Origin of the sequence: Lelliottia sp. F153, from assembly GCF_002870005.1 — a bacterium.
Classification (GTDB): domain Bacteria; phylum Pseudomonadota; class Gammaproteobacteria; order Enterobacterales; family Enterobacteriaceae; genus Enterobacter; species Enterobacter nimipressuralis.
Genome location: NZ_PKFT01000007.1, coordinates 21206 through 37742 on the forward strand (window position 1 = coordinate 21206; position 16537 = coordinate 37742).

Annotated in this window: 9 protein-coding genes; 8 read left to right on the forward strand and 1 reads right to left on the reverse strand. The window is 57.3% G+C overall.

The features are described from left to right. The 6 genes from bcsB (at position 1) to F153LOC_RS15555 (ending at position 12312) form a co-directional block, all read left to right on the forward strand. Positions 1 to 2433 carry a cellulose biosynthesis cyclic di-GMP-binding regulatory protein BcsB gene (gene bcsB / locus F153LOC_RS15525; protein ID WP_102105271.1) on the forward strand — a complete coding sequence of 811 codons (2433 nt, stop codon included), beginning with the start codon at positions 1 to 3 and terminating at the stop codon, positions 2431 to 2433. A 6-nt stretch (positions 2434 to 2439) separates the two neighbouring features. Next, positions 2440 to 3546, forward strand: coding sequence for a cellulose synthase complex periplasmic endoglucanase BcsZ (gene bcsZ, locus F153LOC_RS15530; RefSeq protein WP_102105272.1), 1107 nt, complete (start codon positions 2440 to 2442; stop codon positions 3544 to 3546). Next, positions 3528 to 7025 (forward strand): cellulose synthase complex outer membrane protein BcsC, encoded by a 3498-nt coding sequence (gene bcsC / locus F153LOC_RS15535; RefSeq protein WP_102105273.1) that lies wholly within the window; start codon positions 3528 to 3530, stop codon positions 7023 to 7025. Before bcsZ ends, bcsC begins: the two co-directional genes overlap by 19 nt. A gap of 119 nt (positions 7026 to 7144) precedes the next feature. Next, entirely contained in the window at positions 7145 to 9151 is a 2007-nt protein-coding gene (gene hmsP, locus F153LOC_RS15540; RefSeq protein WP_233210367.1) for a biofilm formation regulator HmsP, read from the forward strand. A 159-nt stretch (positions 9152 to 9310) separates the two neighbouring features. Next, positions 9311 to 10597 carry a C4-dicarboxylate transporter DctC gene (gene dctA / locus F153LOC_RS15550; RefSeq protein WP_100778496.1) on the forward strand — a complete coding sequence of 429 codons (1287 nt, stop codon included), beginning with the start codon at positions 9311 to 9313 and terminating at the stop codon, positions 10595 to 10597. Between the two features lie 224 nt (positions 10598 to 10821). Beyond that, a complete protein-coding gene (locus F153LOC_RS15555; RefSeq protein ID WP_100778497.1) occupies positions 10822 to 12312 on the forward strand; it encodes a pitrilysin family protein in 1491 nt (496 codons plus the stop codon). Between the two features lie 74 nt (positions 12313 to 12386). On the opposite strand, the gene F153LOC_RS15560 is transcribed toward F153LOC_RS15555, so the two are convergent. Then, positions 12387 to 13316, reverse strand: coding sequence for a sugar kinase (locus tag F153LOC_RS15560; RefSeq protein ID WP_146003474.1), 930 nt, complete (start codon positions 13314 to 13316; stop codon positions 12387 to 12389). Positions 13317 to 13547: 231 nt separating this feature from the next. Here F153LOC_RS15560 and pdeH point away from each other — a divergent pair, with 231 nt between their 5' ends. Next, positions 13548 to 14321: a cyclic-guanylate-specific phosphodiesterase gene (gene pdeH, locus F153LOC_RS15565; protein ID WP_100778499.1), complete on the forward strand. Its 774-nt coding sequence runs from the start codon at positions 13548 to 13550 to the stop codon at positions 14319 to 14321. Between the two features lie 122 nt (positions 14322 to 14443). After that, a complete protein-coding gene (locus F153LOC_RS15570; protein WP_100778500.1) occupies positions 14444 to 16504 on the forward strand; it encodes an AsmA family protein in 2061 nt (686 codons plus the stop codon). Positions 16505 to 16537: the final 33 nt, after the last annotated feature.

Below are 16537 nucleotides of genomic sequence, written 5' to 3' on the forward strand. Positions count from 1 at the left end.
ATGAAAAGAAAACTTTCCTGGATATGTGCTGTGGCGGTTGGGATGAGTTCGCTGCCCGCAATGATGGCTCAGGCGGCGCCTGAAAATTCGACGCAAACCCCTGCGCCGACCGTGCCTGTCGTGGCGCAAGCGACGGATCCGGTGGTTACCGCAGCACCTGGGCAAACCGAAAACGTGGTGCCTAATCAGCCAACGGAGGGGAACACCCTGCCGGGAACGCCGACGGGCGCGCAGGCGGTTGGTCAGGTGATGCCGGGCGTGAACGGTGCGAATGCGCCTATTGTTGCGGATAACGTTCCGTCGCGTGACGTGAAGCTGACGTTTGCGCAGATTGCGCCGCCTCCGGGCAGCATGATCCTGCGCGGGATCAACCCGAACGGCGGCGTTGAATTTGGCATACGCAGCGATGAAGTGGTCTCCAGCGCGCTGCTGAATCTGGAATACACCCCATCGCCGTCCCTGCTGCCGATTCAGTCCCAGCTGAAAGTCTATCTCAATGATGAGCTGATGGGCGTACTGCCGGTCACCAAAGAACAGCTGGGCAAGAAAACCCTGGCGCAGGTGCCGATCAACCCGCTGTTTATCACCGACTTTAACCGCGTGCGCCTCGAGTTTGTCGGCCACTATCGCGACGTCTGCGAAAACCCGGCCAGCAGCACCCTGTGGATGGACGTCGGTCGTAACTCCTCCCTGAACATGACTTACCAGACGCTGGCGGTCAAAAATGACCTTTCCGCGTTCCCGATTCCGTTCTTTGATCCACGCGATAACCGCGAGCTGAACCTGCCGGTGGTGTTTGCCGGTTCACCGGACGTGGCGCAACAGCAGGCGGCGACCATCGTCACCTCGTGGTTTGGCTCCCGCTCTGGCTGGCGCGGGCAGAGCTTCCCGGTACTGTTCGACAAGCTGCCGGAAAGAAACGCTATCGTGTTTGCCACCAACGACAAACGCCCGGCGTTCCTCCGCGATCACCCTGAGGTGAAAGGCCCGACCGTCGAAATGATGAATCATCCGGATAAGCCGTATGTGAAATTGTTAGTGGTATTTGGTCGCGATGATAAAGATTTGGTCCAGGCGGCGAAAGGCATTGCCCAGGGGAACGTGCTGTTCCGTGGCAATAGCGTCGCCATTGGCGACGTGAAACCGCTGCTGGCGCGTAAACCTTACGATGCGCCAAACTGGATCCGCACCGATCGCGCGGTGACCTTCGGCGAACTGAAAACTTATGAAGAGCAGCTCCAGTCTACCGGGCTTGAGCCATCCGCCATTAACGTCTCCCTGAACCTGCCGCCGGATCTCTATCTCCTGCGCAGTAACGGGATCGATATCAATCTGAACTATCGCTATACCGCGCCGCCAACCAAAGACAGCTCGCGCATGGATATCAGCCTGAACAACCAGTTCCTGCAATCCTTCCCGCTGACCAGCAGCCAGGACACCAACAAGCTGTTGCTGCGTCTGCCGGTCCTTCAGGGTCTGCTGGACGGCAAAACAGACGTCTCCATTCCGGCGCTGAAACTCGGGGCGGTGAACCAGTTACGCTTTGATTTCCAGTACATGAACCCAATGCCTGGCGGCTCGGTGGATAACTGCATCACCTTCCAGCCGGTCGCGAATCATGTGGTGATCGGCGACGACTCCACCATCGACTTTTCGAAGTATTATCACTTTATCGCGCTGCCGGATCTGCGCGCGTTTGCTAACGCCAGCTTCCCGTTCAGCCGTATGGCCGACCTCTCTGAAACCATCGTTGTGATGCCAAAAACACCTAACGAAGGCCAGGTGGCGACGCTGCTCGATGCGATGGCGTCCGTCGGCGCACAAACCGGTTTACCGGCGCTGAACGTCACGTTGACGGATGATGGCAGCCAGATTCAGGGTAAAGACGCCGATATCATGCTCATTGGCACCATTCCGGATAAGCTGAAAGACGATAAACGTATCGACCTGCTGGTCCATGCGACCGAGTCCTGGGTGAACACACCGCTGCGCCAGACCTCCTTCCCGAGCATCATGCCGGATATGGCCGACCGCGAAGCGAGCGTTCAGACCAACATCAGCTCCCAGGGACCGATGGCGGCGATTGTCGGCTTCCAGTCTCCTTACAACGATCAGCGCAGCGTTATCGCCCTGCTGGCAGACAGCCCGCGCGGGTATGAGCTGCTGAATGGCGCGATGAATGACAGTGGTAAGCGCGCCGCGATGTTTGGTTCGGTCGCGGTGATCCGTGAGTCCGGCGTGAACAGCCTGCGCGTGGGTGACGTCTACTACGTCGGTCATCTGCCGTGGTTCGAGCGCATGTGGTATGCCCTGGCAAACCATCCGGTGCTGCTGGCGGTCTTCGCGGCGATAAGCGTCGTGCTGCTCGCGTGGGTGATGTGGCGTCTGCTGCGTATTATCAGCCGTCGTCGTCTGCATTCGGATCGTGAGTAACCGGTGATGAAAGGGTTTCGCTGGTGCGTAATGGCTATGGTGGTAATGGCGGCGGCGAACGTTCGCGCCGCCTGCACCTGGCCTGCATGGGAGCAGTTTAAAAAGGACTATATCAGCGAAGGCGGGCGCGTCATTGATCCCAGTGACGCGCGCAAAATCAGTACGTCGGAAGGGCAAAGCTACGCGCTGTTTTTTGCCCTCGCGGCGAACGATCGCCAGACCTTTGATCGCCTGCTCGGCTGGACGCGCGACAACCTCGCGCAGGGCGATTTGAGCCAGCATCTCCCCGCCTGGCTGTGGGGAATGAAAGAGAAAGACGCCTGGGCGGTGATCGACAGCAATTCAGCGTCGGATGCCGATATCTGGATTGCCTGGTCGCTGCTGGAGGCGGGGCGTCTGTGGAAAGCGCCAGAGTACACCGCCACCGGGAAAGCGCTGCTCAAGCGCATCGCCAGTGAAGAGGTGGTAAAAGTGCCGGGCCTGGGGCTGATGCTGCTGCCCGGTAAAGTCGGCTTTGCCGAAGAGAAATCCTGGCGCTTCAACCCAAGCTATCTCCCGCCGCAGCTGGCGAACTATTTCACCCGCTTTGGCGCACCCTGGACTACGCTTCGTGAAACCAATTTGCGCCTGCTGCTGGAAACTGCGCCAAAAGGGTTCTCACCCGACTGGGTGCAATATCAAAAAAATAAGGGCTGGCAACTGAAGCCAGAAAAAACGTTTATCGGCAGTTACGATGCGATTCGCGTCTATCTCTGGGCGGGCATGTTGCACGACCGGGACCCGCAGAAAGCACGGCTGTTGGCGCGTTTTAAACCCATGGCGACGCTAACAACAAAAAAAGGCGTTCCCCCTGAGAAAGTCGATGTCGCCAGCGGTAAAACCACGGGTAATGGCCCGGTTGGTTTCTCCGCCTCACTGCTGCCGTTTTTACAAAACCGCGATGCACAAGCGGTACAACGTCAGCGTGTCGCCGACCATTTTCCCGGTAACGACGCCTATTACAGCTACGTACTGACCCTGTTTGGACAAGGATGGGATCAGCACCGTTTTCGTTTCACCGCAAAGGGTGAATTACACCCTGACTGGGGCCAGGAATGCGCAAGTTCTCATTAAGTTTACTCAGTTTATCCCTTGGATTGACGCTGATGCCGCTGGCGCAGGCCGCCAATTCTCCGCAGCAGCAACAGCTGCTGGAACAGGTGCGCCTGGGCGAATCGACCAACCGCGAGGATTTGGTTCGCCAGTCGTTGTATCGTCTTGAACTGATCGACCCCAACAATCCGGATGTGGTCGCCGCGCGTTTCCGCTATTTGCTGCGTCAGGGTGATAACGCCGGGGCGCAAAAAGAGTTAGACCGCCTCAAAGGGCTTGCACCTAGCTCCAGCGCCTATAAAGCGTCGCGCAATGCGATGCTGCTCTCGACCCCAGAAGGGCGTCAGGATCTGCAGCAGGCGCGCCTGCTGGCCACAACGGGCCATACCCAGGAAGCCATTGCCGCCTACGATAAAATCTTCGCTGGCGATCCGCCGAACGACGTTCTGGCGGCGGAATACTGGAACGTGGTGGCTAAAAATCCCGCCCGCAGCAACGAGGCTATTAATCAGCTTAAAAAAATTAACCTCAGCAGCCCTGGCAACACCGAGCTGCAGAACTCGTTATCCCAGCTGTTATTCAAAAACGGCCGTCGCGATGAGGGCTTTGCCGTCCTCAGGCAGATGGCGAGATCGAACGCCGGGCGCGATGCGGCCTCTGATATCTGGTATCAGCAGATCAAAGACCTGCCGGTTAGCGCCGGTAGCGTAAAAGCGCTCCAGGATTATCTGCAGGTGTTCAGCGCGGGCGATAACGTTACCGCCGCCCGCTCGCAGCTGGAAGCTCAGCAAAAACAGCTGGCCGATCCGGCGTTCCTCGCCAAAGCCGAAGGGCTGGCCGCCGTGGAGGCAGGACAGGGCAATAAAGCGGTATCTGACCTGCAGCAGGCGGTAAACGCTAATCACACCGACAGCGAAGCCGTAGGCGCGCTGGGCCAGGCCTACTCCCAGCGCGGCGATCGTGCCCGCGCCGTTGCACAGTTGGAAAAAGCCATTGCCCTCGATCCACAGAGTGATAACCGTGGGAAATGGGACAGCCTACTGAAAGTGAACCGCTACTGGCTGCTGATCCAGCAGGGTGATGCCGCGCTGAAAGCCAACAATGTCGCGCAGGCAGAACGTTACTACCAGCAGGCGCGCACTGTCGATAACACCGACAGCTACGCGGTGCTCGGGCTGGGTGACGCCGCCGTCGCGCGCAAAGACAACGCCGCCGCCGAGCGTTTCTACCGCCAGGCCCTGCGGATGGACAGCGGCAACAGCAACGCGGTGCGCGGGCTGGCGAATATCTACCGTGCGGAATCGCCGGAAAAAGCCGACCAGTTTATCCGCTCGCTCTCTGCCAGCCAGCGTCGCAGTATCGACGATATCGAACGCAGCCTGACCAACGACAGATTATCCCAGCAGGCAGAACAGCTGGAAAACGAGGGTAAATTTGCACAGGCAGCGGAAATTCAGCGCCGCCGTCTGGCGCTCTCGCCGGGCGATGTGTGGATTACCTATCGCCTGTCGCGCGATCTCTACAGTGCCGGACAGCACAGCCAGGCGGATACGCTTATGCGCCAGCTGGCCAGCCAAAAACCGGCCGATCCGGAGCAGGTGTATGCCTACGGCTTATATCTTTCGGGTAACAATCAGGATCGCGCGGCCCTTGCGCACCTGAACACTCTGCCGCGCGCGCAGTGGAACGGCAACATTGAGGAACTGGCTGACCGCCTGCAAAGCGATCAGGTGCTGGAAACCGCCAATCGCCTGCGTGAAAGCGGCCAGGAGCGGGAAGCCGAAACGCTGCTGCGCCAGCAGCCTGCCTCCTCACGTATCGATTTAACGCTGGCCGACTGGGCGCAGCAGCGCGGGGATAACACGTCGGCCATTGCGGCCTACAACACTGTCCTGCAGCGCGAACCGCAAAATGTTGACGCCCTGCTCGGCCTGACGGAAGTCTATATCGCGCAAGGCAATAAAGACGCTGCCCGCGCTGAGCTTGCCAAACTGCCCGCCGGGCAGAACGGTGAGGCGCCGTCGATCAACACGCAGCGTCGTAGCGCGCGGGTGCAGGCCGATCTCGGTGATACGACTGCCGCACAGCAGACCTACAGCAAAATCCTTCCGCAGGCCAAATCGCAGCCGCCGTCGATGGAAAGCGCGCTGGTGCTGCGCGATGCGGCTAACTTCCAGGCTCAAAGCGGCCAGCCGCAGCAGGCGCTGGAAACCTACAAAGATGCAATGGTGGCCTCCGGCGTCACCCCGTCGCGCCCTGAAGATAACGACAGCTTCACCCGTCTGACGCGCAATGACGAAAAAGACGACTGGCTGAAACGCGGCGTGCGCAGCGATGCGGCGGATCTCTATAAGCAGCAGGATGTGAATGTCACGCTGCAGCACGACTACTGGGGTTCCAGCGGTACGGGCGGGTATTCCGACCTGAAAGCGCACACCACCATGCTGCACGTGGATGCGCCGCTGTCGGACGGACGGATGTTCTTCCGAAGCGACATGGTGAACATGGACGCAGGTTCCTTCGATACCAACGGTGGCACCTACGACCCGAAATGGGGTACCTGTGCGGCGACGCCGTGTAGCGGCAACACCAGCCAGAAACAAAACGGTGCCAGCGTGGCCGTTGGCTGGCAGAACAAAACCTGGGAGATGGACATCGGCACCACGCCGATGGGCTTTGACGTCGTCGATGTGGTCGGCGGCCTGAGTTACAGCAACGATCTCGGCCCGATCGGTTACACCCTGAATGCCCATCGTCGCCCCATCTCCAGCTCGCTGCTGGCCTTCGCCGGACAAAAAGACCCGAACACGGGAACCACCTGGGGCGGCGTGCGCGCAACCGGCGGTGGCGTCAGCGTCAGTTACGACAAAGGCGAAGCGAACGGCGTCTGGTCAAGCCTGAATATGGACGCTTTGCAGGGCAAAAACGTCGAGGATAACTGGCGTATTCGCTGGATGACCGGCTATTACTATAAGCTTATCAACGACAACAACGAGCGTCTGACGGTAGGCGTGTCGAATATGCTCTGGCATTACGACAAAGATTTGAGTGCCTACTCTCTGGGACAGGGCGGCTACTACAGCCCGCAGGAGTATGTCTCCTTCGCGCTGCCGGTCACCTGGCGTAAACGCACCGAAAACTGGTCATGGGAGCTGGGCGGGTCGGTCTCCTGGTCGCATTCCAAAACCAAAGACGGAATGCGCTACCCGATTCAGGGGCTGATTCCAGATAATCACTACGATATCGATGACAACCTGATGTATTCCGACAAAAAAGAGCCGGAAAATGGCAGCAGCTCGTCCGGTACCGGTTATACCGCGCGGGCGATTATCGAACGTCGCGTGACCTCAAACTGGTTTGTCGGTCTGGGCGTTGATATTCAGGAGGCGAAAGATTACACCCCGAGTCATGCGTTAATTTACGTGCGCTACTCGGCTGAGGGCTGGCAGGGCGATATGGACCTGCCTCCGCAACCGCTGATCCCTTACGCGGACTGGTAACCGGATTTATCTTTAATCCACCGCTTAGGCTCTCTTAAAATCGTCGCGATCGGGTATACTCTGCCGGGAATAGGGTAACACTTTGTTACCCTATGCTTCGGGTTTTGTGGAGAGTCAATTTGCGTGTCAGCCGTTCTTTAACTATCAAACAAATGGCGATGGTCTCTGCCGTCACTATGGTGTTTGTATTCGTCTTTTGCGTCATTTTGCTGTTTCATTCCGTACAGCAGAATCGCTACAACACGGCTTCGCAACTGGAAAGTATTGCCCGCTCGGTCCGTGAACCGCTTTCCGCCGCCATTCTCAAAGGGGATATCCCCGAAGCAGAAACCATCATCAAGCGCATTCAGCCTGCGGGGATCGTCAGCCGCGCGGATGTGGTATTGCCCAATCAATTCCAGGCGTTGCGGATGAGCTTTATTCCCGAACGTCCGGTGCCGATGATGATCATGCGGATGTTTGAGCTGCCGGTGCAGATTTCGCTCCCGCTCTATTCTCTAGAACGCCCTGCGAACCCGCAGCCGCTGGCCTATCTGGTGTTGCAGGCAGATGCCTATCGCATGCATAAGTTTGTCATGAGCTGGATCTCCACGTTAGTGACCACTTACTTACTTTTGACGCTGATCCTGACCGTGGCGCTCACCTGGTGCATTAACCGGCTGATCGTCCATCCGCTGCGTAAAATTGCCCGTGAGCTAGACAATCTCGCCCCGCAGGACCAGGTCGGGCACCAGTTGGCCCTGCCGCGCCTGCACCACGACGATGAAATCGGCATGCTGGTGCGGAGCTATAACATCAATCAGCAGCGCCTGATGCGTCAGCATGATGAAATCAACAGCAACGCGACCCGCTTCCCGGTCTCGGACCTGCCGAATAAGGCGTTCCTGATGGCCCTGCTGGAGCAGACCGTTGCGCGCCAGCAGACCACCGCGCTGATGGCAGTGGCCTGTGAAACCCTGCAGGACACGGCGGGCGTGCTGAAAGAGAGCCAGCGTGAAATGCTGCTCTTAACGCTGGTGGAGAAGATCAAATCGGTGCTGGCGCCGCGCATGGTACTGACGCAGGTCAGCGGCTACGACTTTGTGATTCTGGCCCACGGTGTGAAAGAGCCGTGGCACGCCATCACATTAGGTCAGCAAGTGCTCACTGTCATTAATGAGCGGCTGCCCATCCAGGGGATTCAGCTGCGCCCAAGCGCCAGCATTGGCCTGGCGATGTATTATGGCGATCTGACGGCGGAACAACTCTATCGCCGCGCCTTCTCGGCAGCCTTTACCGCCCGTCGTAAAGGCAAAAATCAGATCCAGTTCTTCGAGCCAGAGCAGATGGAAAAGGCGCAGCAGCGCCTGACGGAAGAGAGCGATATCCTCACGGCGCTCGATAATCACCACTTTGCGATCTGGCTCCAGCCGCAGGTGAATCTGGCCACGGGCGACGTCACCAGCGCGGAAGCGTTGTTGCGCGTCATGCAGCCCGATGGCTCCTGGGAGCTGCCCGAGGGGCTTATTGAACGCATCGAATCCTGCGGCCTGATGGTGACGGTCGGCTACTGGGTGCTGGAAGAGTCATGCCGCCAGCTTTCGGCCTGGCAGGAGCGCGGTATCAACATGCCGTTGTCGGTGAATCTGTCGGCGCTACAGCTGATGCATCCGACGATGGTTTCGGAGATGCTGGAGCTGATCAATCGCTACCGCATCAAGCCGGACACCCTGATTCTGGAGGTGACGGAGAGCCGTCGCATCGACGATCCGAACGAAGCGGTGGCGATTCTGAAACCGCTGCGCAACGCCGGTATCCGCATTGCGCTGGATGATTTCGGCATGGGTTACGCCGGTCTGCGTCAGCTCCAGCACATGAAAACGCTGCCGGTGGATGTCCTGAAGATCGATAAAACCTTCGTTGACGGCTTGCCGGACGACAGCAGCATGGTGGAAGCCATTATCCAGATGGCGCGCAGCCTGAATCTGCACGTCATTGCCGAAGGGGTCGAAACCGAAGCCCAGCGCGACTGGCTGGCGCAGGCGGGTGTCGAAAGTGGACAAGGTTTCCTGTTTGCCCGAGCCGTTCCGGCGGAAGAGTTCGAAAAACGCTACTTTACGGGCGACAATTCTTACGTAAATGTCTAACTTTGTTGCTGGCTTGTTCGAGTCAGCACACAGTTTTTAACATTCATGTTTCATATTTGATCTAAGTTCATTTCTGTCATGTTTTACGGGTGTTATTTTAAAGCCGCAGGAAAGTTGTACCCATAAGAATCCTGTGGTTTTTCTTTCCAAGGACACCCTATGAAAACCTCTCTCTTTAAAAGCCTTTACTTTCAGGTCCTGACAGCGATTGCCATCGGTATTCTGCTTGGCCATTTCTACCCTGAACTGGGCGCTCAAATGAAACCGCTTGGCGACGCGTTCGTTAAGCTCATTAAAATGATCATCGCGCCCGTTATCTTCTGTACCGTGGTGACCGGTATCGCTGGCATGGAAAGCATGAAGGCGGTAGGCCGGACCGGTGCGGTGGCGCTGCTGTACTTTGAAGTGGTCAGTACGATTGCGCTGATTATCGGCCTGATTATTGTCAACGTTGTGCAGCCGGGCGCGGGGATGAACGTCGATCCTTCGACGCTGGATGCGAAAGCGGTCGCCGTTTACGCCGAGCAGGCCAAAGACCAGGGCATCGTCGCCTTCCTGCTGGATGTCATTCCCGGCAGCGTGATTGGCGCCTTCGCTAGCGGGAATATCCTGCAGGTGCTGCTGTTCGCCGTACTGTTTGGTTTTGCCCTGCATCGCCTGGGCAGCAAAGGGCAGCTGATTTTCAACGTCATCGAAAGCTTCTCGCAGGTGATTTTCGGCATCATCAATATGATCATGCGCCTGGCACCCATCGGGGCGTTCGGGGCGATGGCCTTTACCATCGGTAAATATGGCGTCGGCACCCTGGTGCAGCTCGGCCAGCTGATCATCTGCTTCTATATCACCTGTATTCTGTTTGTGGTCGTGGTGCTGGGCAGTATTGCGCGCGCGACGGGCTTCAGTATTTTCAAATTTATCCGCTACATCCGCGAAGAATTGCTGATTGTGCTGGGGACGTCGTCCTCCGAATCCGCACTGCCGCGTATGCTCGATAAAATGGAAAAACTGGGCTGCCGTAAATCGGTGGTGGGGCTGGTCATTCCGACGGGGTACTCGTTTAACCTTGATGGAACGTCGATATACCTGACCATGGCGGCGGTGTTTATCGCCCAGGCGACCAACAGCCACATGGATATCTTCCATCAGATCACCTTGCTGGTGGTGCTACTGCTCTCCTCGAAAGGGGCGGCGGGCGTGACGGGCAGCGGGTTTATCGTGCTGGCGGCGACCATCTCGGCAGTAGGGCATCTTCCGGTGGCGGGCCTGGCGCTCATTCTCGGCATCGACCGCTTTATGTCCGAAGCCCGCGCCCTGACTAACCTGGTGGGTAACGGTGTTGCCACGGTGGTGGTGGCGAAATGGGTGAAAGAGCTGGACCATAAAAAACTCGACGATACGCTGAATAATCGCGTGCCAGAGAGCAAATCCCACGGTTTATCCTCATAAATTCAGCACTTATGCCCGCTCACCCTTGTCGGGGAGCGGGCTCCTGCGCATAATAACTGCTCATACCTGTCATACTTCGACAAGATTTTTTTCGGGTATATTTCACTTCTCGCCGTGACGTTTCGCAGAACACGCGGTCTAATCGAAGTGTTTGAACGTTATCTTCAGAGTGCTCAATGTAGTGAGACACTCTTTTTAACCAGGAATGTTGATCAGGGGTTTACATGCAGGGCACAAAAATTCGACTCTTAACCGGCGGTTTGCTGATGATGGCAGCAGCCAGTTATGTGCAGGCAGATACGCTCCAGCCCGACCCAGCCTGGCAGCAGGGCACACTGGCGAATGGTTTTCAGTGGCAGGTTTTAGCCACTCCGCAACGTCCCAGTGACCGCATCGAAATTCGTCTTTCCGTCAATACCGGTTCATTAACCGAGAGCACGCAGCAGAGCGGGCTTAGCCATTTTATTCCTCGACTGGCGCTGACCCAAAGCGGCAGTTTGCAAGCAGTGCAGGTGCGTTCACTATGGCAACAGGGCATCGACCCGAAACGTCCACTTCCACCTGCAGTTGTCTCCTACGACTACACCATGTTTAATCTCAGCCTGCCCAACAACCGTAACGACCTTCTGAAAGAGGCCCTGACGTGGCTGGGCGATACCGCCGGTAAAGTGGCGATCACCCCCGATACGGTCAACTATGCCCTGAGTAACAGCGACATGGTGGCGACCTGGCCTGCGGATACTAAAGACGGCTGGTGGCGTTACCGCCTGAAAGGCTCATCGCTGCTGGGACACGATCCGGCAGAGCCGGTCAAACAGCCGGTGGATATCGAGCAGGTCAAATCGTTCTATCAAAAATGGTACACCCCGGATGCGATGACCCTGATTGTGGTCGGCAACGTCGACAGCCGCGCGGTGATCGAACAGATTGGCAAAACCTTTGGCGATCTGAAGGGTAAACGCGAAGTGCCTGCGCCGGTTTCAACGCTGGCCCCGCTGCGTGCCGAGCCGGTGAGCATCATGACCGACTCCGTGCGTCAGGACCGTCTGTCGCTGATGTGGGACACCCCATGGCAGCCGATTCGTGAATCCGCCGCGCTGCTGCGCTACTGGCGTGCCGATCTCGCCCGTGAAGCGCTGTTCTGGCATGTTCAGCAGACGCTCAGCAAAAACAATGCGAAGGATATCGGGATTGGCTTCGACTGCCGCGTGCTGTTCCAGCGCGGACAGTGTGCAATTAACGTGGAGTCGCCAAACGACAAGCTGAACACGAATCTCAGCGTCGTCGCCAAAGAGCTGGCCAAAGTGCGTAAAGATGGCCTGGGCGAAGAAGAGTTCAACGCGCTGGTGGCGCAGAAGAATCTGGAGCTGCAAAAACTGTTTGCAACCTACGCCCGCACTGACACGGATATCCTGATCAGCCAGCGCATTCGCTCTCTGCAAAATCAGGTGGTGGATATTGCGCCGGAGCAGTATCAGAAGCTGCGCCAGGACTTCCTGAACAGCCTGACCGTCGAGATGATTAATCAGGATCTGCGTCAGCAGTTGTCGCAAGATATGGCGCTTGTTCTGCTGCAGCCGAAAGGCGAGCCGGAATACAACATGAAAGAGCTACAGGCCACCTGGGATGAGATCATGTCACACGAAGAGCGTACCGCTCAGCCTGCGGCCGATGATTTGCATCAGGATGCGACGGATATTCCGCAAGCGCAGTAATGGCGTAAAGATAATAAAACGGCAACCCAGGGTTGCCGTTTTTTTTGTTTGTCAGCCGGGTGTCGTGTACGAACTCAGTCAGGCATCGCCTCGCGCGGGATAATCGCCCCGCGATACTGAATCACTGTACTGGCCGTCAGATGCCCACGTTTTGCGGCCTCCGCAGGCGTACCGCCCGTCAGGCGCACGGCCAGATATCCGGCGCTGAACGAATCGCCCGCCGCCGTGGTATCCACCACTTTTTCTTTCGCCAGTTTCACCGCAGGGACGTCCACCACGGCAGCACCTGCCACGGAGACCAGGCAGGAATCTGCGCCACGCTTAATCACCACTTCCGACACACCGGCCTGATGCGTACGGGCGATCACGTCGTCGACCGGTTTTTCGCCCCACAGGGCATCTTCGTCATCGAGGGTTAAGAACGCGATATCGGTGCAGTTCAGCATCTGCTGATAAACCTGCTGCGTCTCTTCGCGGCTCGCCCACAGGCGCGGACGGTAGTTGTTATCGAAAATAACTTTCCCGCCGTTCGCGCGGCATTCGTGGAGCAGGGAGAGCAGTTTTTCGCGGCTGGATGGGCTTAAGATCGCCAGGCTGATTCCGCTCAGGTAGAGATAATCATAGGTCGCCAGCTCTTCGCAGATGGCCGCAGATTCGTCGCTCTCCAGCCAGAATTTGGCTGCGGCTTCGTTGCGCCAGTAGTAGAACGTGCGCTCGCCGGTGCTGTCGGTCTCGATGTAGTACAGCCCCGGAAGACGGTTTTCCATACGCTGAATCAGCGACGTCTGGACGTTTTCACTCTGCCAGGCTTCCAGCATCTGCTGGCTGAAGCTGTCGGTACCGAGTGCGGTCACATAGTTGACTGTCAGCGCGTCAGGCGCGACCTGACGGGCAATATAGACCGAAGTATTCAACGTATCGCCACCAAAACCGCGGCTAACGTCCGCACCTTTTTGTGACAGCTCAATCATGCATTCGCCAATCACGGCAATTTTTTTAGACATAGTCGTGAACCTGAACCGATAAATTAATGTAAGTGTGCGCTGTGGGGATTTTATGGTCAACTATATTAAAACGTCGTTCCAAATTTTTTTTTGAGCCAGCGCGCGTTCCGGGCAGATTCTGTCATCTTAATTTCATTTTCCCCGCCAGCTGAACATAAAGTTCTCACATCCCGGGCCGATAACCTTTTGACGAGTCCAGACACGTCATCTCTTTTCAACAGGACATCTGAAATGAAGTCAGAGCAGGTTATCCAGCGGCTATGCACCACTCCGGAAGCAAGTATTGAAAGCTTGCAGGAGCATCGCTATTGGCTGCAATGTGAGCGTGCTTATACTTATCAGCCGATTTACCGCATTGACGGCAGACTCATGGCAATTGAAATCTTAACTGTCGTGACCCACCCGTCGAATCCCACGCAGCGCATCGCCCCGGATCGCTATTTCGCCGAGGTGAGCGTACGTCAGCGTCTGGATGTGCTGGAAGAGCAGCTCGAAATGCTGGGGACGAAACGGGACTTTTTCGCCCGCCACGACATTCTGGCGTCGGTGAACGTCGACGGCCCGACGCTGATCGCGCTGCGCCAGAACCCACAGCTGCAGAAACTGGTCGCCTCGCTGCCGTGGATGCGCTTTGAGCTGGTCGAGCACGTGCGTCTGCCGCAGGACTCCTCCTTTGCCTCGATGTGCGAGTTTGGCCCCCTGTGGCTGGATGATTTCGGCACGGGCATGGCGAACTTCTCTGCGTTAAGCGAAGTACGCTACGACTACATCAAAGTGGCCCGCGACCTGTTCATCATGCTGCGCCAGACCCAGGAAGGCCGCAATTTGTTCACGCTGCTATTGCAGCTGATGAATCGCTATTGCCAGGGCGTGATTGTCGAAGGCGTTGAAACGCTCGAAGAGTGGCGGGATGTGCAGAACTCCCCCGCAGCGGCCGCACAGGGGTATTTCCTCTCACGTCCGGTACCGATGGATACGCTCGATAACGTCATTATCACGTTGTAACCTCTGCTGTTTCCCAGAATAGCGCGTGGCGAACACGCGCTATTCCCGGAAGCAGCGTCCCCCTTTTTTCCCATGCCTGAGCTATATTCATGAAAGGCAAGGTAATAAAAAAGGGGATAACGATGTCCAAAACCACCAGGATCGTCACCTGGGTAGCAGGGATCTTCTTGTTGTTGATTGTGGTCGCCATCATCATCATCGCGACGTTCGACTGGAACCGCCTCAAACCGACCATCAACCAGAAAGTCTCCACTGAACTGAACCGGCCTTTCGCCATTCGCGGCGATCTCGGTGTGGTCTGGGAGCGTCAGAAAGACGAAACGGGCTGGCGCAGCTGGGTGCCCTGGCCGCACGTTCATGCCAACGATATTATTCTCGGCAACCCGCCCGATATTCCGGAAGTCACCATGGTCCACCTGCCGCGCGTGGAAGCGACGCTGGCACCGTTAGCGCTGCTGACGAAAACCGTCTATCTCCCGTGGATCAAACTGCAACAGCCCGACGCGCGGCTGATTCGCCTGTCAGAGAAGAACAACAACTGGACCTTTAATCTGGCCAGCAGCGGTGAGAAAGATCCCAATGCGCCGCCATCGGCCTGGTCTTTCCGGCTGGATAATATTCTGTTCGATCGCGGGCGGATCGCCATCGATGACAAAGTCAGCAAAGCGGATATTGAGATCCTGGTCGATCCGCTGGGCAAACCGCTGCCGTTCAGCGAAGTCACCGGCACCAAAGGCAAAGACGAGAAAACCCGCGTGGGCGATTACGTCTTTGGCCTGAAGGCGAAAGGGCGCTACAACGAGCAACCTCTCACCGGGACCGGCAAAATTGGCGGCGTACTGGCGCTGCGCAGTGAGGGCACGCCGTTCCCGGTGCAGGCGGATTTCCGCTCGGGTAACACCCGTGTGGCGTTTGTCGGCACGGTACATGACCCGATGAAAATGGGCGGCGTCGATTTGCAGCTCAAATTCTCCGGCGATTCGCTCGGCGAGCTGTACGACTTAACCGGCGTCCTGCTCCCGGATACGCCACCGTTTGAGACGGACGGTCGGTTGGTCGCCAAAATCGATACGGAAAAATCGTCGGTCTTTGATTACCGCAATTTTAATGGCCGCATCGGTGACAGCGACATTCACGGCTCGCTCACCTACACCACCGGCAAACCGCGCCCGAAACTGGAAGGTGATGTGGAATCGCGCCAGCTGCGCCTCGCCGATCTCGGGCCGTTGATTGGCGTCGATTCGGGTAAAGGCGCTCAGCAATCCAAACGCTCTGAGCAGAAGAAAGGCGAGAAAGACATTCAGCCGTCGGACAAAGTGCTGCCGTACGACCGCTTTGAAACCGACAAATGGGACGTGATGGACGCCGATGTGCGCTTCAAGGGGCGCAAAATCGAGCACGGCAGCACGCTGCCGATAAGCGACCTCTCGACCCATATCATTCTGAAAAATGCCGATCTGCGCCTGCAGCCGCTGAAATTCGGGCTGGCAGGCGGGACCATCTCCTCCAACATTCACCTCGAAGGCGATAAAAAGCCGATGCAGGGGCGGGCCGATATTCAGGCGCGCAGGCTGAAGCTGAAACAGCTGATGCCGAACGTGGAGCTGATGCAGAAAACCCTCGGTGAAATGAACGGTGATGCGGATATTCGCGGGGTGGGGAACTCCATCGCGGCGCTGCTCGGCAGCAGCAACGGGAATCTCAAACTGTTGATGAATGACGGCCTGGTGAGCCGCAACCTGATGGAGATCCTCGGGCTGAACGTCGGTAACTTTATCATCGGGCAGATTTTTGGTGATGATGAAGTGCGGGTGAACTGCGCGGCGGCCAATCTGGATCTGGTCAACGGCGTGGCGCGTCCGCAGATTTTTGCCTTCGATACGGAAAATGCGGTGATCAACGTGACCGGGACGGCGAGCATGGCCTCGGAGCAGCTGGATTTAACCATCGATCCGGAGAGTAAAGGCTTCCGTATTATTACCCTGCGTTCACCGCTTTATGTGCGCGGTTCGTTCAAAAATCCGCAGGCGGGTGTCAAAGCCGGGCCGTTGATTGCGCGCGGCGCTGTCGCGGCAGCGCTGGCAACGCTTGTCACGCCAGCGGCGGCTCTGCTGGCACTGATTTCGCCGTCTGAAGGTGACACCAATCAGTGTCGGACGATTTTGTCGCAGATGAAAAAGTAACGAGGCGGGTGATGCTCTCAATCAGCCCTCTCC

Excerpts from the sequence above, each read along its gene's own strand:
- dctA (WP_100778496.1), top strand. The coding sequence starts at position 9,311 with ATGAAAACCTCTCTCTTTAAAAGCCTTTACTTTCAGGTCCTGACAGCG.
- bcsB (WP_102105271.1), top strand. The coding sequence starts at position 1 with ATGAAAAGAAAACTTTCCTGGATATGTGCTGTGGCGGTTGGGATGAGT.
- F153LOC_RS15560 (WP_146003474.1), bottom strand. The coding sequence starts at position 13,316 with ATGTCTAAAAAAATTGCCGTGATTGGCGAATGCATGATTGAGCTGTCA.
- bcsZ (WP_102105272.1), top strand. The coding sequence starts at position 2,440 with ATGAAAGGGTTTCGCTGGTGCGTAATGGCTATGGTGGTAATGGCGGCG.
- F153LOC_RS15570 (WP_100778500.1), top strand. The coding sequence starts at position 14,444 with ATGTCCAAAACCACCAGGATCGTCACCTGGGTAGCAGGGATCTTCTTG.
- bcsC (WP_102105273.1), top strand. The coding sequence starts at position 3,528 with ATGCGCAAGTTCTCATTAAGTTTACTCAGTTTATCCCTTGGATTGACG.
- F153LOC_RS15555 (WP_100778497.1), top strand. The coding sequence starts at position 10,822 with ATGCAGGGCACAAAAATTCGACTCTTAACCGGCGGTTTGCTGATGATG.
- pdeH (WP_100778499.1), top strand. The coding sequence starts at position 13,548 with ATGAAGTCAGAGCAGGTTATCCAGCGGCTATGCACCACTCCGGAAGCA.